Source organism: Klebsiella sp. JB_Kp042 (genome assembly GCF_040065275.1).
In the GTDB taxonomy this organism is placed as follows: Bacteria; Pseudomonadota; Gammaproteobacteria; order Enterobacterales; family Enterobacteriaceae; genus Klebsiella; species Klebsiella quasipneumoniae.
In genome coordinates this window covers 199,280-218,975 of the sequence record NZ_JBEAJL010000027.1, presented here as the reverse complement: position 1 = coordinate 218,975, position 19,696 = coordinate 199,280, and the positions used below count along the sequence as shown (strand labels likewise).

Sequence of the window (19,696 nt, the reverse complement as noted above, 5' to 3'; positions counted from 1 at the left end):
TATCCCTGATACCACCTTCCTTTGAGCAGTCCCGTTAGTATTTTGCTTTTTCTGTAAACAGGCCCTGTCAGATCCCTGTTGGCTCGTTAAAAAAGCTCTCCGTCTGACCCAATACCCGGCTTACCACTAACAAAAATCAGCCGCGTTAATTTCCCTGAAAACGACCATTGTCTTTTCAACAGAACATTACCCATACAGGTTTATATTATGATTGAACATATCCATTTTAGATGCCCATGCTGCCATGGCTCCCAGTACAGAACGTCCCAGTTTGACGTGACGGAAAAAAATCCCTTTGGTGCGAAATGCATTTTCTGCAAATCGGCCATGATGACCTTAGATACTATTCGCCCTTATCACCTGGGCGCGCTGTCCACCGCTCAGGCACAGCCATAAGACGATGAAGCGGGTGAACGCGGGCGGGAAAATCCCCCCGGTGATTCACCTGGGGGCAACCTCTGGTCCTTCACCTGACGCACCGTCGGTGGAATGGCGAAGGCCGGCATCCGGCAACGCTTTTATCAGGGTCGTCACATTCTCCCCGGCGCGGCTTTCCACATTAAAATAGTCCACCGCGCGCAGAATGAGCCGCAAACCTCTGCCGCTTTCCGCTAACGGATCGACATCGAAGCGCTCATCGCTACGCGCCAGCGCCAGGCGCTCTGCCGGAAAGACCTCTCCTGCATCAATAAAGCGCAGCGTCACCCGGTCCTCCGCTGCGATAAATTCGACACGAAAAACGCGTTGCCGATCCTCATGCAGCGCATAGCGAATGATATTGGTGGCCGTCTCACAGGCGGCAAGATCGAGCGCGAAGCGCCACTCCTCCCCGACGGGCAGCGGCGCCAATTGTTGAGTCAGCCACGCCGCCAGCGGTGAAAGCGAGCTGAGTTGGGCAGGAAACAGCATGACGTTATTCACGGGCGCATCACGGATTGAACTGCGCAAGGGCTGAAGTACGATCCTCGCAAATACGAAAAATACGATCCATCCTGGTCAGGGTAAACATATTGCGGATGCCGGGGTTCAGCGCGCACAGTGTCATTTCTCCTTTACCATTCATCATTTTCATCAGGGAAACCAGCGTTCCTAAACCGCTGCTGTCGATAAAATCGATTTTACTGAAATCAACAATCAGATCGGTGCGATCTTCGCCTATCTCCTGGGCGATTGCCGCTTTAAAGGCTACCGCGACGGACGCATCCAGCCGACGCACCGCCGGCGTCAGGATCGTCACCGAGGCCTGCCGTTCGGTTTCAATTTTCATCACTGTCCCCTGTACGTTCAATAATCAAGAGTGAAACATCATCGGCCATCGCCTGAGTCTCCTGCCCGTCGCCACTGCGCCAGCGGATCAGGTGCCGGGCAAACCCCGGCAGCAGCGCGGGCAGCGGCTGCGTCACGCTGTCCTGCAGCCACGCTTGTAAACGCGCCTCGCCAAACTGTTCACCGCTCCGGTTTTCACATTCGGTGATGCCGTCGCTGAACAGGCACAGCCGCTCTCCCGGCGCCAGTGAGAAACTGACATCTGCCCACGAGAGATGGTCTATCAACCCCACCGGCGCCCCGCCGCTGCCGACCGGACGGACGGCTGCGTCCGGGCTCACGATAAAAGGCGTGGGATGCCCGGCCTGACAGAGTTTGCCCGCGCCGGTCTTCAGGTCAATGACGCCATAGATCAGGGTGAAATAGCTGACAATCTCTGTTTCGTCACTGCAAAAACGACCATTAAGGATCGCCACCACTTCAGCAGGCGACGCCGGCTGGTTGTCTGCCGTAAAAAGAAAGCGCTCAACGGCCCTGCCATGCAGAAACTGGCGGGCGACGGCGAGCGACATCATCGCCGCCCCCACGCCATGTCCGGAGACATCCACGCAGTAAAATCCGAGCCGATCGCCCAACGGGAAGACGTTAAAAATATCTCCCGACACCCAGGCCGAGGGCAGGAAAATCCAGTCGGAGAAAAATCCCTGATGACGCAGCTGATGAGCCGGGAGAACCGACTGCTGAATGCGCGCCGCCAGCTCCAGATCCTGTTCAATCTGTCGCAGCGCTTCGCTCAGCCGCGCATTGCGCGCGGCGAGGTCAGCCTCAAGGGAGAGGATCCGCGACCCGGCGTGCAGCCGCGCCCGCAGTTCGCTCTGCTCTACCGGTTTGCTGAGAAAATCATCGGCCCCGGCCTCAAACCCCTGCGTTAAATCGCCAGGGTCTTCGCGGGCGGTGAGCAATATCAGATAAACGTAGTGACCAAACTGGCGACGGCGAACTTCCCGGCACAGCGTCAGGCCATTCATCTCTGGCATCTCCCAGTCGCTTATCACCAGGTGACGGGCTGGTTTTCGAGGATCGCCAGCGCGGCGACGCCGTTTTCCGCCTCACTGACGATATAGCCCCACTGCGTCAACATCCGGCTTAGCAGCCGACGATAAACCAGCGAGTCTTCAACAATCAGGACGTGCTGTGCCGACATCGCGCCTCCTAAATCGGCAAGAACCAGATAAAGCTGATCGTGCCTTCACGAAACTTGCCGCTGCCGCTGTCGTGCCCCGGATAGCGGGTACCGGCATAGTTGGCATACTGCACAGAGAACGATCCTGGCGTATAGCCCGCGTAGCCGAAACTGTAACTGTAGTCGCCATTCCACGGCTGCTGCTGGCTACTGTCCGGATACCAGAACGCGGTAGCGCGTACAAAAAAATGCTGCTTAAAGGTATATCCGCAGCCGCCGAGCAGCACGTTTTTGTTTTTGCGGATGTCATCGCTCTCCAGATCGTAATAGCGCGGCACCCAGCTGTAGCCTACCTGACAGATAATGGCATCGCCTTTGTTAATCAATAGCGCATGTTCCATGGGCTTCGGCAGCGAAAATTTATACGCCAGGGTAATCGCCCCCTGCTCAAAATAAGTGTGACGCTTGCTGCCCGAGGTCCAGAAGTGGTTATCGCCATAGTTACTTTAAACCAGGCTGACGGTGTTGGCATGCCAGTCGTCGTAGCCAAAACTATAGCGAAAATCGGCGGTATAGCGGCTGGTATCGGTCACCGGTAAACGGGATGTCACGTTGGCGAACCAGAAGCTGTAAGGCGAGTATTGCAGACTGAGGTTCAGCGTCTGATTATATTTTTTCTTCTGTTCTGCGCTGTCTGAGCTGTTGGGGACGGTCATCCACTGCTCTTTTAAACCCGAACTAAAGCTCAGCGCTCCGGAAAACACCTTGTCATTCCCGGAAAAAAGCCGTCCCCAGCGGCTGGTAAACACGCCGGCCTGCACCGGTTCACCATTTTTATCACGCAGCGGTTGTGCGTCGTTCTTTTCTGCTCCTTCGGCGCCTGCGATGGCGCACCATAGCGCGCAGGCCAGCATATATTTCTCCCGCATTTGCCCTTCCTTAGTTAGGTATCCAGCGTGCGGCGACGCGGTATTTGGCCATCAGCCACAGTACGCCCAGCGCGGCGGCATGGATCAAGGTGTTCACTATCCACGCCTGGCGCCACAGATCGAAGGTGACCAGCTGGCTTACGGCGAGCACGATGTAAACATGCAAAATAAAGGTGTAGAGCGAACGCTGCCCGAGCGGGATCAGGAACCAGCCTGCCAGCCAGTTCAGGGGGCGCCAGCACCAGGTCAACAGCAGATAAATAGTGACCATCAGACTGATATCATTAAGGATCCGTACCGGCCCGAGGCCGTTTTTCGCCGCCCAGGTATGGTAAAAGGCGTTAAATTCCGCCGGTGGGATCACGTGCATCAGCAGCGCGGGCGGCATAAAAGGATTGGTATGATTCTGGGCGACAAACGCAAGGATAAGCGCGATGCACACCAGCGCCGCGACGGCGACTTTGCCGGGCGGCGTGCGGGCGAAAGAGATCAGTTCCGCTTTGTACCAGCCGCAGCACATTCCCAGCACAAAGATAAATTGCCAGGCCATCAGGGGAAAGGCGAATTCAAATTCGCAGGGCGTCACCCGTACCGGCCAGCGTTGCCAGCAGCCGTAGATCAGCAGCGAGACGCCCAGTAATGGGTAGACGTGACCCTTTTGCAGCATGCCGAGAAACAGCGGGCTGAGCAATAACAAAAAAATATAGAGACCGAGGATCTGCGTCTGATGCGGGCCAATCTGCAGATAAAGGATAATGTTAAACCACGTCTCTTTTATTTGTGGGGTTAGCGGATAAAGCGACCAACTGGTCCCGGAAAAGCGGTCGGTAAAATGAGTGACTTCATAGACATTAATATAGGGCAAATATCTCAGCAAAAGAAAAGAGACAATAATAATAATATTAACCTGATATATTTTCCAGGCGCGAAGATAAAGCCCCCAGCTCACCGTGAGTAATACGGCCTTTTGTAATCTGACACGATTTAGCATCCCTAACATGAAGCCGGACAGGATCACAAAGCCCTCGGCACCGGTGGTCAAACCAAATCGTTCCCAGCTGAAAATATTAAATATCGACATCACTTCCGTATGCGCCACCACCATCATCACGAGAGCAATACCGCGCATAAAGTCGATACGCAGGTCGCGATCCCCGGTCAGAGAGTAACGCCAGGCCGTTGATTTATCAGTTTCTTTTTGCGAAATCGCTGAAACAACCTGGCTCATGAGGGATCCCGTCGTCTACCCTGCAACATTTATTACAAATTATTTAGATAGTGTAGAATGCGCTATCTTGCAATGCTCATTTTATAAATTCCGCCTGCGTACATCACACTATGTTAAGTCATCCCGGTGACTATCATTTCGCGCTGTTGAAATTTTTACGCCACCATCTACACTCACTTTACTGTTATTTATAAGCCCCTGTGCGTTCTGCAGAACGCCGCCAATCAATAACAGACCAGTCATTCAAACTCAGCGCGGAATCAGGATATCCTTGCTATGGATTTTTATTTTTCCCGTTTTGAACATCGTCGACCGCCTGAGCCGCTCAGCACCCCGCGCTGGGTGAGGATGATCTGGCAGGTATTAGCCGTGGCCGCCCTGGTTCTCGGCGCCAATTATATTTACTGGCGCTGGACCGCGTCTTTAAATACCGACGCCCTATGGTATGCCGTTCCGCTGGCGCTGGCGGAAACCCTGGCGTGGATTGGCACAGTCCTGTTCACCATAAATTTATGGCAGGAAAAAGATCCTCCGCCAGGCGTCCCCCCGACGGAGATTAACGACTGTCTGCGAGCGGATGAAGCGGTGGAGTCGAGGCCGATTAAAGTCGATCTGTTTATCGCCACCTACTCCGAAGATGTGGAGCTGGTCAGGCTGTCGATCCGTGACGCCATGCGGATGACCTATCCCGGTCCGCTCGACTATAAGGTGCATGTTCTTGACGACGGGCGTCGCCCGGAGATGAAGGCGGTCTGCGAGCAGGAGGGGGCGAACTATATCACCCGTCAGAGCAATATCGGCTATAAGGCCGGTAACCTGCGCAATGGGCTGGAACATACCGATGGCGACTTTCTGATCATCTGTGATGCCGATACCCGCGTTTTCCCGACCCTGCTGAGCAATACGCTCGGCTATTTTCGCGATCCGGACGTCGCCTGGGTGCAGACCCCGCAATGGTTTTTCGATCTCCCGGAGGGGGAGGATCTGGCGCGCTGGCTGCGGCGTAAAGCGGGCGGCGCAGGCTACGGCGTGGGCTGGCTGGCGCAGAAAATCGTCGGTCCGCTGACCATTGGTCGCGATCCGTTTTTCAACGATCCGCGCATGTTTTACGACGTGATTTTACGGCGCCGCAACTGGGCTAATGCCGCATTCTGCTGTGGCGCCGCCTCCGTTCACCGGCGGGAAGCGGTGATGCAGGCCGCGCTGCGCAGCTACGTCTGGAGCGTTGACGCCGAGATCGCGCGTCATACGCGGGATATTCGCGACCCGGCAACGCGGGAAGCGCTGCAGGAGGCCATGCGCCCCCACGTGGCCTACGATACTGAACTGACGCCCTATAAGTTCCACGTCTCGGAAGATATTTATACCTCCATCCTGCTGCACGGCGACGCTGCCCGCCGCTGGCGCTCGGTAATGCACCCGCGGATCGAGTCGAAAATGCTCTCGCCGCAGGATATGCTGACATGGATGATCCAGCGCTTTAAGTACGCTGCCGGTTCGCTGGATATCCTGTTCCATGACAACATCTTCAGCCGCCGCCGCTTTAAACTCTCGCTGCCGCAAACGCTGATGTATGCGACCACCTTCTGGTCCTATCTGGCCTGCGTATGGAATACCGTGTTCCTGATTTCGCCCATTATCTATCTCTTCACCGGCATTCCCCCGGTGTCGGCGTGGTCTACCCCTTTCTATCTGCACTTTTTACCCTTTTTTATTGTCTCCGAACTGGCCTTTATGTTCGGCACCTGGGGCATTTCGGCCTGGGACGGCCGGGCCTCTTACCTCTCCTTTTTCTCGATGAATCTGCGGGCGCTAAACACCGTTTTGCGCGGGGAGCAGATCAAATTTCACGTCACGCCAAAAGAGCGACAGACGGGCCGTTTTCTCTATCTCGTCAAGCCGCAAATTGCCATCGTTATACTCACCCTGACGGGGCTGCTATGGGGCGGCATTCAGGTGGCGCGCGGGCAGGTTGACGACCCCTCCGGGTACGTCATCAACATTTTCTGGGGCGCGGTGAATATTGCCGCCATGCTGCCGCTGATCTTCGCCGCCATATGGACGCCCCCCGAAGAACAGGAGACAAGTCGATGAGGATCCGCGACGCCCTGCTCCCCGCCCGCAGCTACCTCACCATCCTCATTGGCTTCCTGCTGGGTTTTGCGATTGTCGTGTGGGTGGAAAAACAGATGCCCGCGCGCGTAGAGAGCAGCGGTGGGATGACGTTGAGCCAGGATTTTCCGCCGCTCCCTGCCCCGCGCGAGCTGACCTTTGACGAGGCGATCTGGGCGCGAGTGGCCTGGCAGTATTATGTGAATAATACTCAGCCAAACGGTCTGGCCAACGCGCACGATGGCGAACCCTGGCTTAGCCTGTGGAGCGTCGGCAGCTATCTTTTCGCCGTGGTCGCCGCAGAGCAGCTGCATATTGTGACCGCCGCCGAAGGTGATGAGCGCATTGCCGCCGCCCTGTTTACGCTCGGTCAACTGCCCCTCAACGCCCAGGGATTGCCCGCCGCTCAGTACCATGCCGGCACGCTGCAGATCCTCGGCAACCCGGACTCCTCCGCCATCGGTATGGGACGCCTGCTCACCGCCCTGCAAACACTGCTCTGGCGCTATCCTCAGCACGCCGCCGCGGTGCGGGATCTGTTTAATCAGTGGCGGGTCGGCGCGCTCATCAGCAACAGCCCCGCCAGCCAGGCCGCGGCGCCGCTGCACCACTGGGCGCTGGCGGCGGATGAACCGCGGGACAGCTTTGGCTACCGGCTGTACGCCAGCCATACGCTGCGGCTGATCGACAGCGCCGCGGGGCTGGCGGTGACCAACCCGCCGCAGGGGCAGCAGATGATCGATATCGACGGCATCATGGTGCCCGACGAGGGGCTGCGCACGCCCTGGGGTCGGCAGCCTTCGCTGATCAGCCTGCCGTACCTGCTCACCGGGCTTGAGCTGGGCTTTGACGCGCAGAGCGCGGAGATCGCCTGGCGCATCATGCAAATCCAGCAGCGCCGTCATAGCCTGAGGGTCAGCAAGCCGCCGATCAGCACCGACTACGCCGAGCCCGCGCCAGATTATGCCAGCGCGCTGGCGGACCGGCAGCCGCAGAGCGCCTTCGCTCCGCGCAGCGCCGCCCCGGAGCAATCGGCGATCACCTCCACCCGCACCGCCTTTGCCTGGTACGCCCTGTTCCGTAATAGCTGGAGCGAAGCGCTGCGCCAGCAGGTCCAGACGCTGCAGGTCCCGGGCAGGGGCTGGCAGCGCGGGTTAAACCTCAACCGCAGCGTCAACGACGTTATTGACGGCGATACCAACGCGATCGTGCTGGAAAGCCTGGCCTACATTTCCCGGGGGCAGATGCTGTGTCTGGCCTGCCTGAGCCCTGCCCCTCTCCCCTCGTCCTCAGCAGGAGCAACGCCATGAAGCTGATCTATTTATCCCGTTTTCCCCTGCTGGCCGGACTCATGGCGCTGTGGCTCTCGCTCTCCGGCGCGCAGGCCGCGACCGGTCTGCCGGCTACGGAATACGCCCCGCGCAGCGGGGAGCTGACGCCGAGGGAGATGACTATCGCCAGAAACGCCTGGCAATATTTCGTCGCCAACTTTCAGCCCACCACCGGGCTGGTCAATGCGGTGAACAAATACCCCTCCACCACCATGTGGGACAGCGCCTCCTATCTGGCCGCGATGACCGCGGCCCGTGAGCTGGGGATTATTGATAAGGCGGAGTTCGACCGTCGGATGCTGAAGTTTCTCGCCACGCTGAATAAGCTCGATTTATTCCGTAACGAATTGCCCAACAAAGCCTATAACACCGTGAGCGGACAGAAGGTGAACTACCAGAACAAGCCGGGCGAAATCGGCTATTCGGCGCTGGATATCGGCAGAATGCTGATCTGGCTGAAGGTGATCAAGGAGCGCTATCCGGAATACAGCAACAGCATCGATAACGTGGTGCTGGGGTGGGATTTCAGCCATGTGGTCGATCCCTGCGGCACGCTGTACGGGGCGTATCTGGAAAACGGCCAGCCAAAATACGTTCAGGAAGGCCGCCTGGGCTACGAGGAGTACGGCGCGGCGGGCTTTCAGCTGTGGGGATTTAACACCTGTCAGGCCAGCCGTCCGCAGCCCTACGAGCTGGCGGAAATTTACTGCGTGCTGGTCCCCTATGATTCGCGCGACCCGCGGCAAACCAGCCAGCATAACTATGTGGTCAGTGAATCTTACGTGCTGTATGGCATGGAGTTTGGCTTTGATAATCCTGCTGACCGGAACAACAGCCCGCGCGAGTACTCCCATCCATGGATGAAAAACTTTGCCGACCGGGTCTATCAGGCCCAGGAGAATCGCTACGCCATCACCGGGATCCTCACCGCCCGCTCAGAGCATCAGCTCGATAAATCGCCGTACTTTGTCTATGACACGGTGTTCAGCGATGGTTTTAACTGGAACACCATAACCGACAAAGGCCAGTTCGTACCGAACAGCGCCGCCGTGTCGCTCAAAGCGGCGATGGGGATGTGGGTGCTGTGGAACTCGCCCTATACCGATCGTCTGCTGGACGCCATTGAAAACGCGAACGAAGCGGGTAAAGGCTATTACGAGGGGCTGTATGAGAACGGCGACGGGCCAATCAATGAATTTACCGCCAACAATAACGGCATCATGCTGGAAGCGCTGTTGTTTAAAAAAGAGGGCAAACTGCTGCAGTTTTCCAGCGACAATCCGAAAAACCGCAATTTCGCCCCGTCGCTGTGGGACAAGAAGCTGGTGGATCTCTTTGAACCGAATAACGGCCCGCGCAATCGCCCGTTCCTGAGCAACACCCCGGCCGTCAAAACATGGTGCGAGCAGACCGGGACCACGCAGCGCATCCAACCCGCCTGCCAGGCCTGCCAGTGCGCCGCCTGCAAGGCTGACGAACCCGTTAAACTTCCGCCGGTGACCGCGCAATGCTTAAAACCATAGCCCGCTGGCTGGCCGTCGCCGTCGTCCTGCTGCTTATCGCCCTGGCGCTGTTTGGTCGCGAAGGCGCGGGGTGGCGCTGGCTGACTAAAGGCGGCTGGCACACCACCGCCCGTATCAGCAGCCTGACGCCGCAGGAGCGGACGTGGGCGCAGATCGCCTGGCGGTACGTCGAGAACAATACCCAGCCGCAAACCGGCCTCGTCAACGGCAGCGACAAACAGCCCCGCGCGACGCTATGGCAGATGGGCGACACCCTTATCGCCCTGCTCGCCGCCAGAGAGCTGGGGCTGGTAAAGGAAGCGGAATTCGACGTCCGCCTGACGCCCCTGCTCGGCACCCTCAATCGACTGACGCTGACCGACGGCGGTTCGCCGGGCAGGCTATACTCCACTCAGACGGCGACCCCTGTCGACTTCAGCGGCAAACCGGCGGGGAGCGGCTGGTCAGCGAAAGATATGGCGCGACTGATGCTCGCCCTGCGGCTCACCGCCGAACGCGCGCCGCAGTATGGCGAGTACATTGATAAAATTATCCTGCGCTGGAACTTCTGTCCGGTGATCGATAAAGACGGTGAGCTGTGGTCCGCCTCACTGCAGAACGGGCAGCGGACGATCCGCGAGGAGCTCCGGCTGGGAGACAGTGAATACGCCGCCAGCGCGTTCCGCCTGTGGGGATTTCCGGCCGGTAAGGCTCTCTCTCCCCCGGCGCGCCATGTGATTATTTATCAGCGCCGCCTCGCCGTTGACGACCGCGACCCGCGAACCACCTGGCAACCCGTGGTGCTCTCCACTCTGCCCGCCATGCTGCCGGGACTGGAGTTCGGCTGGCAGCCGCCTGGCGTGTCGGAAGAGGTACAAAAAGCCATGCACGCCCGGGCGGAAGGGATATGGCTCAGCCAGAAAACGCGCTGGTCGCAGGATAAGGTGCTCACCGCCCGGGCCGATTTTTCGCTTACCCAGGCGCCCTGGCACGTGGAAGACACCGTCTGGGGAAATGGCTACGCCTGGAATACGCTCGGGGACGACGGGAAATACTACCCCCGGCTGGCGCAGGTGACCACCAAAGCGGTCTTTGTCCTGTGGACGCTGTGGGAAACCGAGTATACCGATGCGCTGATGGCGGTCACTACCCATCTTAACGACCCGCAGCGCGGCTGGTTTGAAGGTCGGGTCGAGGCCACCGGCGACGTCAACGCCACCCTCACCCTCTCCACCAACGCCATGGTGCTGGAGGCGCTGTTTTACAAACACAACGCCGGGCCGTTGTTCAAAAACGGCCTCGCGGATGACAACAGCTATTTTGCCCGCCGCGCGACGGACGAATTTAACCCGCCCCGCCGCTGCCTGCCGGGCGAACGGGTCATGAGGAGCGCACCATGAAGTTTTATCGCGATCTCTTTGAAGCCAGCCTGAATCGCGTCGTACCGGAGCACGACAAACAGCGCTTCTTCGAAGCCTTCTACACTACTTTTATCCATATGTCTGCGGAAACCGAGCAGCACTTCTCACAACGCTCTGGCGAAGAAGGCCAGCAGATGATCTTCAAAAGCTTTTTCGCCATGCTGGCGGTCAACGGCGACCTCTTTGTACCCGATTTCCTGGAACGGCTGGCGCGGGCGCAGAGCGAGGAAGGCCTGCGTCTGCCGCCGCGTTTTTTTGCCCTTTGGCGGGAAGCGATGCTCAAAACCGTCCGCGCCAGCGATCCGCTGTGCGATGAGGAGATCCTCACCGCATGGGCAATGGCCATCGCCCCTGGGCTTGAGTATCTGCGCCGCCAGGCGGAGCTGCACTATCAAACCGCTGGCCAGTAATCATGCATGCCGCTAACCGTACCGACCTCAACCTCCTGCCCTCGGCGGTGATGATCTACGATGAGCGCGAACGACTGCAGGCCTGGAATGATAAGGTGGCGCTGTTTTATCCAACGATCGCGCCCTGGCTCGCCGTCGGCGCCTCTCTTGAGAGCCTGGCGGAGAAGTTTATCGATGCCGGATATAACATCGACCCTGGCCGGCAACAGACGCTGCGCGAGGCGATAATCCGCAACTGCCGCCAGACGAACCACTGCGAGGTCCGTCAGTCGGGCAACCGCCGGATTTACGTTCAGCATCAGCGGCTGGCGGATGGCGGGATTGTCAGCCTGCATACCGACATCACCGAGCTTGACGAGGCCCGACGCTCGCGTCACCAGCTTCATGACGACTTTTTATTCACCGCGGAGTCGATCCAGATCGGCATCTGGGACTGGCAGGTCTCCGGCGACAGCCTGCAGGTCAATGACACTCTGCTGGCGATGGTCGGCCAGTCACGGGCGCAGTGGCGCTTTCCACTGCGTTTTATGCTCAATCTGGTCCACGAGGACGATCGCGCCACCCTGCAACAGGCGATGATCGCCTCGCAAAACGAGCATATGCCGGTTTTTGAATGTGAACTTCGCGTCCAGCACCCCACGCAGGGCTGGCGCTGGATGCTGCTCTCGGGGCAGATCGTCACCCTCAATATGCAGCAGCAGGCAGAGCGGGTGATCGGCACCTTGCAGGATATTACCCGGCGCAAAGCCGCAGAGCTGCTGGCCATTGAGGCGGCGAAGGAAGCCCGCGAGGCGAACGAAGCGAAAAGCGCCTTCCTCGCCAATATGAGCCACGAAATCCGCACCCCGATGAACGGCATTCTCGGCATGACGCAGCTCTGCCTCGACACGCCGCTGACCGCGGAGCAGCGGGAGTACCTTTCGCTGGTGATGAGCTCAGCCCAGTCGCTGCTGCACATTATTAACGACATTCTTGATTTCTCACGCATTGAGTCGGGCAAGATGCAGGTGGACGAAGAGCCGCTGGAGATCCGCCCCTTTGTTCAGTCGCTGATCCGCCCGCATATGCCTGCCGCCAGCGAAAAGGGCATTGAGCTGCTGGTGGATATCTCCCCAGCGGTGCCCGAGGTGCTGGTCGTCGATGGCCCCCGGCTGCGGCAAATCCTGACCAACCTGTTGGGTAATGCGCTGAAGTTCACGCATCAGGGGGAGGTTCTGCTGGCGATAGCGCCGGCCGACGACGAAAACCGCTGGCGCTTTCGCATTCGCGATACCGGCATCGGCATCGCCCCGGAGAAGCAAAAGGCGATCTTCGAGGCTTTCAGCCAGGCCGATAGCTCCACCACCCGCCGCTACGGCGGCACCGGTCTGGGGTTAACCATTTCGGCCCGCCTGGTCAACCTGATGGGCGGCGAGCTGACGGTGGAGAGCCAGCCCGGGGCGGGCAGCGAATTTGCCTTCACCCTGCCGCTGACAGCGCTGCACGCCGCCGCCGACAGCGCCCCGCTGGGCCACTTTAACCACCAGCGGGTGCTGGTGGTTGACGACAACAGCACCAACCTGCGCCTGCTCGACGCCATGCTTCGCCAGATGGGGCTGATGCCAAGCTGCGTGGACAACGCCGGCGAGGCGCTACGCCGGGCCGCCGAAGGGCCGCCCTGGCCGCTGATCCTGCTGGACGCGCAGATGCCGGATATGGACGGCGTATCCCTGGCGCTGGAGCTTTCCGCCCTGCCCGAGGCCCGGCAAAGCCAGATTATTATGCTCAGCTCCATGAGCCGCCATTTTGACGCCAATATGCTCAAGCGCATCGGCATTGCTCACTATCTGCATAAACCGGTGGCGCAGCGCGAACTGCATCAGGTTATCGCCGGCATTCTGGTTCCCACGCCGGTGGTGGCGACAGCGCCAGCCCCCGTTGCGGAACCGGTCAGGGAACAGGCCGGGCTGCATATCCTGCTGGCCGAGGACAATCTGGTTAATCAGAAGGTCGCCAGACGGCTGCTGGAACAGCTTGGCCACCGCTGCGAGGTGGTGAACAACGGCCGGGAGGCGCTGGCGCGCTGGCGCGCCGACTGCTGGGATCTCCTGCTGATCGATCTGCAAATGCCGGAGATGGACGGTGAAACCGCCATCCGCCTGCTGCGTGAAGAGACGCAGGCGCTCGGCCGGGAGCACCAGCCCGCGATGGCTATGACCGCCCACGCGATGCAGGGCGATAGAGAGCGCTGTCTGGCGATGGGCTTCGACGGCTATATCGCCAAACCGGTGAGCCAGGAGGCGCTACGGGAGGCCATCGCCCGCGTCGGCGCGGCGGAAGATGGCGGTCCGGAGGAAGAGGAAGGCCTGCCGGACGAGGCCCGCCTGCTGAAACAGTGCGCCGACGATCCTGAGCTGGTCGAGGAGCTGCTGGGGCTCTTCGCTGCTGGGCTTGACGCTGCCGCCGCCGCCCTTACCCACGCCATTAACGCTAATGACCGTGAGACGTGGCGTCGCGCCGCCCACAAACTGCGCGGCGAGGCGGCCACCCTTGGCTTTCAGCGCCTTTCCGGGGTGCTCCAGCAACTGGAGAGCCAGGCAGCCTCGCCCGACCAGAGCGTGCCGGGCGACCTGTGCGACGCGCTGGCCGAGGCGATCGCGGGCTGCCGCCTGTGGCTGCGCCGCAGAATGCAGGAGGCTCCCCGTGATCGCTAGACGTCTTCTGCTGCTGGTGGTTTGCCTGCCGCTGGCGCACGCCGGCTCAGCGCCGGTGACCTGGTCACTGGCCGGACAATGGCGGGTGCATGACGCCAACGACAGCGCCTTCGACGGCGCGCAGGCTTCGGACGGCGACTGGCGCACGCTGCGGGTACCGGCAAACTGGTACAGCGCCGGATACGATCATCAGGGCGCCCTGTGGTATCGCCATCAGTTTACCCTGCATGGCCTGACGCCGGACGCCATGGCCACCCTGGTGTTTGACGGCGTCGATTACTTTGCCGAGGTGGCGCTCAACGGCAAGACGCTGGCCCGGCACGAAGGGTATTTTCAGCGCTTCCCGGTGGACATCAGCGGGGTCGTTCGCCGCCACAATCAGCTCGCCGTGCGGGTCGACAGCCCCTATGAAGACCCGCAAACGATCTGGCCGCTGCACAAGACGCTGATGAAAGGGATCCTGAACCAGCACGATACCCGCCCGGGCGGCGCCTGGTCGGTTCAGGGGCAGGATGCCAACTCCGGGGGGATCTGGGCGCCGGTGAAGCTCCATCTGAGCCGCGGCGTCACCCTCGACGAGGTGATCCTGCGTCCGGACTGGCGACAGGGGCTGGAGCACCCCATTCTGCGTGCCGAAATCCGCTATCGCGCCGTGACCCCCGGCCCCGTCACGCTGCGCCTGACGGCCACCCCGGACAATTTTTCCGGCCCGCGTTTTCAACAGGCCTTCGCGGTCACCCTGGAGAACACCGCAGGCGTCCTGCGCGTCTCGCTGCCCATGCCCTCGGCAAAGCTCTGGTGGCCCGTGGGGGCTGGCAAACCTAACCTCTACCGGGTGCGCGCCACCCTCGCGGATAACCGGGGGATCATGGATACCGCCGTCACCCGCACCGGATTACGTAAGGTGGAAGCGCTGGCGGACAATCAGGGCTGGCGCATCAATGACAAACGGCTGTTCATCAAGGGCAGCAACTATATTGGCTCGCCGTGGCTGAGCACCATGACGCGGAAAAAATATCGCCGGGATTTCAGGCTAGTCACGGCCATGAACGCCAACGCCATCCGCGTTCATGGCCACGTGGCGGGGCGCGCGCTGTATGAGGTGGCCGATGAGATGGGGCTGATGATCTGGCAGGATGTTCCACTTCAGTGGGGTTATGATGACAGCGTCGCCTTTGCCGATAACGCGGTGCGCCAGACCCGGGCGATGATGGACCAGTTGGGCAATTCGCCGGCGATTATTGTCTGGGGCGGTCACAACGAGCCGCCGTGGAACTCGCCGTGGATGGAGAAACGCTTCCCCGACTGGCGTAAAACCTTAAACCAGACCCTGACGCAGCGGGTGGGCGATGCGCTGGCGGAAGATACCTCCCGCATCGTGCATCGCTTTTCCGCTGTTGAAGAGCACTACTGGGCGGGCTGGTATTTCGGCACCCTGCGCGACCTGCTCGCCCCGGCGAAAACCGGGATTATTACCGAGTTTGGCGCTCAGGCGCTGCCCCGCCTCTCCACCCTGAAGACCATTATCCCGGCCCGTCTGCTGTGGCCGAAAACCACCGCCGCCGACGACCCCGGCTGGGTGCGATGGAAGTACCATAATTTTCAGCCTTTCCAGACCTTTAAATTTGCCGGTATTCCACGAGGCAACACTATTCAGGAGATGATTGAAAACACCCAGGCGTATCAGGCCAGGCTGGTGGCGCTGGCAGCGGAGAGCTATCGCCGCCAACGTTATCAGCCGGTGACCGCCCTGTTCCACTTTATGTTTGTCGAGACATGGCCCTCCATCAACTGGGGGGTGGTGGATTATCTGCGCCAGCCGAAGGCGGGTTACTATGCCCTGCAGCGCGCCTATCAGCCGATCCTGCCATCCATCGAGCCGGTGACCGCCAGCTGGCGTCAGGGTAGCCCGGCGACGGTGCGCCTGTGGGCGATTAACGATACCTGGACGGCCTGCGAGGATTGTCGCCTGACCTGGCAGGTCAGGCAAAATGGCCAGATGCTCGCTCAGGGGGAAACCACCCGGACCCTGCCACCGGACGCCGGCCAGATGATCAGGGAGCTGACCGTCACCCCCGCCGGCCCGCAGCCCGTGACGGTCGACTACCGCATCGACAACCGTCGCGGCACACGCGTGGGCGCTAACCAGCATACCGAACCCGTCGCCGCGGCGCAGGCAGCTAAATGAAGCAGACTTCACGCTGAGCCGCGATCAGTCGTGGATTTTCACCCCCAGACAGCCGCGAACGAATTCAGGGTTAAAGTGTTTCACTGCTTCGCCAACGTAACCTAAATCCAGATCGCTAATTTGCGCCATTTCGCGCGCGGTGAGCGAGAAATCCCAGATGGCAAAGTTCTCTTCAATACGCTCCTGGCGGGTGGATTTAGGAATGACCGTGACGCCACGCTGCACGTTCCAGCGCAGGACCACCTGAGCAACGGTTTTTTGGTGGGCATCGGCAATCTCCTGCAGCATGGCCTCTTCATACGGATTATGTCTGCCACCGCCTAACGGCGCCCAGGCTTCCGGCTGAACATGATAGTGCTTCATGGTTTCCAGCGCCGCGGGCTGGGCGAAATAAGGATGCAGTTCGACCTGATTCACCATCGGCCTGATTCTGACGGTTTCGCAGAAGTTAGCTAACACATGGGCATAGAAATTGGACACGCCGATCGCTTTCAGGGTACCGGCTTCATAAGCCTCCTCCAGCGCGCGCCAGGCGCTGAAATAATCGCCCATCGCCTGATGCAACAGATATAGATCGAAGTATTCCAGCCCGGATTTTTTTAAGGACGCGGCAATCCCGGCTTTCGCCATTCCGGCGTTGGCCATGTCCTGAACCCACAGTTTGGAGGTAATAAACAGCGCCTCGCGGGTACACAGACCTTCGGCGATGGCTTCGCGAACGGCCTCCCCCACCGCATCTTCGTTATCGTAGACGGCGGCGGTATCGATGAGGCGGTAGCCGGTGCGAATGGCGTTCAGCACCGACCGCTTACACTCTGCTTTATCGGTCACCTTAAAAACGCCAAAACCCAGCATCGGCATTTTACGGTTGTTACTTAATACGCAATATTCCATGGTCAGCCCTCATCTTGTTTAACCATCATGGTAGGCCATAAACGTCGCCGTGATTACCCTGTCATTTGTGATTTGACTTATGCATCCAGCTCATTAATCGGCGTGCGCTGAGATGAGCTGATTTTGGCAGAGAGCAGAAAAGTCGCCCCTGCCGCCGCCAGCAGTAACAGACCGCTCAGTGCAAAATTGCTGCGCCATCCCAGACTATCAAACATCAGGCCGCCTGCCGTTGACCCGAGGGCAATCGATAGCTGGATCACGGCGACCATCAGACCACCGCCCGCCTCCGCATCCTCGGGCAGCGTCCGCGCAATCCACATCCACCAGCCGGTGGGCGCGGCTGTCGCCAGCAGGCCCCACAGGCTTAACAGTACGGCGACTGATCCCGGGTGGTGTCCGGCCAGCAGAAGCGTTCCGGCAATCGCGGCCATGGCCAAAGGGATAGCCACCAGCGTCGGATAAAACCGGGCGTTCAGCGCGCTCGAAATAAGCAGCGTGCCGACAAAACCGGCGGTACCCATCGCCAGCAATATCAGGGACAGACCAGAGGAACTGACTCGGGTCACGGTCTCCAGAAACGGTCGCACATAGGTAAATAAGGTAAACTGCCCCATAAAAAACAGCCCACAGGCCAGCAATCCAAGGAATACCGTCGAGCGGCGGAACAAACCCAGCACGGTTCCCTGCGGCTGTGGTGCGCGCTGGCTTTTCATCGACGGCAGGCTAACGCATTGCCAGACGAAGGCCACCATCGCCAGCGGGACGAGACATAAAAAGGCGCCGCGCCAGCCGACGGTGGCCCCCAGGTAGCTGCCCAGCGGCGCTGCCACAACGGTGGCCAGCGCGTTACCGCCGTTAAAGATGGCCAATGCGCGGGGGACCTGACGTTGCGGCACCAGGCGAATGGCCGTTGCCGCCGACATAGACCAGAAGCCGCCGATGACGATCCCAATGAGCGCCCTGCCCAGCATATAAACTGGATAGCTGGACGCCAGGGCAATCATCATTCCCGAGACCGCCATCAGCGCCGTGAGCGCTAACAGAAGGTATTTACGATCCCGTGCTCCCGCAAGGCGAGAAATGGTCAGGCTGGTCAGCACCGCCAGCGCGCCTGAAATGGCAATGCCCTGACCGGCTAATCCCTCGGTGACGCCTAAATCGCCAGCGATGGGCGTTAACAGGCTGACCGGCATAAATTCTGAGGCAATGAGTACAAATACGCAGAGCGTCATCGCCAGGACGCCGCTCCAGTGTGCCCGGGTGTTACTTAATGCAGACATTGTTTATCTCCGACAATACAAAGCCGCCCGCAGGCGCGTGGCGGCTTTGGGGATGTCTCCGGCACCGGAGATCTATTTCAGGTTGGTTTTAAAGAACTGCTCAAACTGACTAAAGGGAATTTTGCCTGCGGCGTTGTCATAAAGATCGACATGGTTTGCGCCAGGGACAATCACCAGTTCTTTCTCGTTGCTGCCAATAGCCTTATAGGCAGCTTCGGCAAAATAGCGAGAATGGGCTTTTTCGCCCGTCACGATAAGCGTCGGAATAGTCACTTCGCCGGCATAATTCAGCAGCGGCATATTCATAAACGACAGCGGCATCGTCGCATTCCATGCCCCGGTTGAATTAACCGAACGCGGATGGAAACCACGCGGCATACGGTAATAATCGAAGAACTCTTTCAGGACCGGGTTGGGATTGGCGGGCAAGGTTTCCGGCAAAATACGATCGGCAGCGCTGACGTTGCCTTTATCATCAACATAAATGTCATGCCCGCCGGGGGCGAAAGTGCCGTTTGCCGCATCCTTCCAGCGCTGCGCGTTCAGGTACTGCAGTACCGCTCGGCGGTCGGCTGTCGTGTAGCGGTCTTTGCCATCGCCGACTCCATGCCCCATCGCGCGGCTCATGTCATACATGACGCTGGTCGCCACCGCTTTGACGCGCGTATCCATCGCCGCGTCGTTTAAGGCCATACCGCCCCATCCGCAAATGCCGAGCAAACCGATACGGTGGCGATCCACCTCTTTTTGCAGGCCCAGAAAGTCCACCGCAGCACTGAAATCCTCGGTATTGATGTCCGGCGAAGCCACGTTACGTGGGTAGCCACCGCTTTCACCCGTATAGGATGGGTCAAACGCCAGGGTGACAAACCCTTGTTCAGCCAGCGTCTGCGCATACAGGCCGCTGGATTGCTCTTTTACCGCGCCGAAAGGACCGCTAACGGCAATGGCGGCCAGTTTGCGGTCGCCGCGATCTTTCGGCAAATAGAGGTCCCCGACCAGAGTGATCCCGTAGCGGTTGTGGAAGGTCACCTTACGATGATCCACTTTCACGCTCTCAGGAAATGTTTTGTCCCATTTTTCAATCAAAGAGACAGGCGTATTCGGGTTAGTCGTATCAGCATAACTCATCGTTGTGACTCCACTTATTGAGGCGCAAAGCAGCATGGCAGGTATCGCGGCTGTCAGTTTTTTGGTGAAAACCGTCATCAAAGTCCCCTAAATAAACGTGATCAATGCAAATCCCCAGTAGACAACGC

General features: G+C 59.3%; 14 protein-coding genes and 2 pseudogenes. 8 read left to right on the top strand and 8 right to left on the bottom strand.

All coding sequences use genetic code 11. The features are described from left to right. The first annotated feature begins 207 nt into the window (after positions 1-207). A complete protein-coding gene (locus tag ABLV54_RS11045) occupies positions 208-396 on the top strand; it encodes a hypothetical protein (protein ID WP_023289384.1) in 189 nt (62 codons plus the stop codon). 45 nt (positions 397-441) lie between these two features. On the opposite strand, the gene ABLV54_RS11040 is transcribed toward ABLV54_RS11045, so the two are convergent. The 5 genes and pseudogenes from ABLV54_RS11040 to opgC all read right to left on the bottom strand — a co-directional run bounded on the left by ABLV54_RS11040 (position 442) and on the right by opgC (position 4,606). Continuing rightward, positions 442-909 carry an ATP-binding protein gene (locus tag ABLV54_RS11040; protein WP_050533902.1) on the bottom strand — a complete coding sequence of 156 codons (468 nt, stop codon included), beginning with the start codon at positions 907-909 and terminating at the stop codon, positions 442-444. A gap of 19 nt (positions 910-928) precedes the next feature. Further along, positions 929-1,267 carry an STAS domain-containing protein gene (locus ABLV54_RS11035; RefSeq protein ID WP_023289382.1) on the bottom strand — a complete coding sequence of 113 codons (339 nt, stop codon included), beginning with the start codon at positions 1,265-1,267 and terminating at the stop codon, positions 929-931. Further along, positions 1,257-2,470, bottom strand: a pseudogene (locus tag ABLV54_RS11030) (SpoIIE family protein phosphatase). The gene ABLV54_RS11035 and the pseudogene ABLV54_RS11030 overlap by 11 nt, the downstream one beginning before the upstream one ends. 8 nt (positions 2,471-2,478) lie before the next feature. After that, positions 2,479-3,378, bottom strand: a pseudogene (locus ABLV54_RS11025) (hypothetical protein). Positions 3,379-3,388: 10 nt separating this feature from the next. Continuing rightward, positions 3,389-4,606 (bottom strand): OpgC domain-containing protein, encoded by a 1,218-nt coding sequence (gene opgC / locus ABLV54_RS11020; RefSeq protein WP_156835256.1) that lies wholly within the window; start codon positions 4,604-4,606, stop codon positions 3,389-3,391. A gap of 276 nt (positions 4,607-4,882) precedes the next feature. Here opgC and ABLV54_RS11015 point away from each other — a divergent pair, with 276 nt between their 5' ends. The 7 genes from ABLV54_RS11015 to ABLV54_RS10985 are packed head-to-tail and all read left to right on the top strand — an operon-like array spanning position 4,883 to position 16,263. After that, on the top strand, positions 4,883-6,700 hold the full coding sequence (locus tag ABLV54_RS11015; protein ID WP_050533904.1) for a cellulose synthase catalytic subunit: 1,818 nt from the start codon (positions 4,883-4,885) through the stop codon (positions 6,698-6,700). Beyond that, the gene (locus ABLV54_RS11010; protein WP_050533905.1) at positions 6,697-8,028 is read left to right on the top strand and encodes a DUF3131 domain-containing protein; all 1,332 of its coding nucleotides are present in this window, start codon (positions 6,697-6,699) and stop codon (positions 8,026-8,028) included. The genes ABLV54_RS11015 and ABLV54_RS11010 overlap by 4 nt, the downstream gene beginning before the upstream one ends. Continuing rightward, the gene (locus tag ABLV54_RS11005; protein WP_050533906.1) at positions 8,025-9,572 is read left to right on the top strand and encodes a DUF3131 domain-containing protein; all 1,548 of its coding nucleotides are present in this window, start codon (positions 8,025-8,027) and stop codon (positions 9,570-9,572) included. Before ABLV54_RS11010 ends, ABLV54_RS11005 begins: the two co-directional genes overlap by 4 nt. Continuing rightward, a complete protein-coding gene (locus tag ABLV54_RS11000) occupies positions 9,557-10,951 on the top strand; it encodes a DUF3131 domain-containing protein (protein WP_050533907.1) in 1,395 nt (464 codons plus the stop codon). Before ABLV54_RS11005 ends, ABLV54_RS11000 begins: the two co-directional genes overlap by 16 nt. Continuing rightward, a complete protein-coding gene (locus ABLV54_RS10995) occupies positions 10,948-11,382 on the top strand; it encodes a hypothetical protein (protein ID WP_023289374.1) in 435 nt (144 codons plus the stop codon). Before ABLV54_RS11000 ends, ABLV54_RS10995 begins: the two co-directional genes overlap by 4 nt. Before the next feature lie 2 nt (positions 11,383-11,384). Beyond that, complete coding sequence (locus tag ABLV54_RS10990) at positions 11,385-14,075, top strand: response regulator (RefSeq protein ID WP_050533909.1); 2,691 nt, start codon at positions 11,385-11,387, stop codon at positions 14,073-14,075. Beyond that, the gene (locus ABLV54_RS10985) at positions 14,065-16,263 is read left to right on the top strand and encodes a glycoside hydrolase family 2 TIM barrel-domain containing protein (RefSeq protein ID WP_050533910.1); all 2,199 of its coding nucleotides are present in this window, start codon (positions 14,065-14,067) and stop codon (positions 16,261-16,263) included. Before ABLV54_RS10990 ends, ABLV54_RS10985 begins: the two co-directional genes overlap by 11 nt. 24 nt (positions 16,264-16,287) lie before the next feature. On the opposite strand, the gene ABLV54_RS10980 is transcribed toward ABLV54_RS10985, so the two are convergent. From ABLV54_RS10980 to ABLV54_RS10970, 3 genes are all read right to left on the bottom strand, one after another. After that, positions 16,288-17,157 carry an aldo/keto reductase gene (locus ABLV54_RS10980; protein ID WP_023289371.1) on the bottom strand — a complete coding sequence of 290 codons (870 nt, stop codon included), beginning with the start codon at positions 17,155-17,157 and terminating at the stop codon, positions 16,288-16,290. 77 nt (positions 17,158-17,234) lie between these two features. Next, complete coding sequence (locus ABLV54_RS10975; RefSeq protein WP_050533911.1) at positions 17,235-18,437, bottom strand: MFS transporter; 1,203 nt, start codon at positions 18,435-18,437, stop codon at positions 17,235-17,237. Between the two features lie 72 nt (positions 18,438-18,509). After that, on the bottom strand, positions 18,510-19,646 hold the full coding sequence (locus ABLV54_RS10970) for an alpha/beta hydrolase (RefSeq protein WP_135704301.1): 1,137 nt from the start codon (positions 19,644-19,646) through the stop codon (positions 18,510-18,512). Positions 19,647-19,696: the final 50 nt, after the last annotated feature.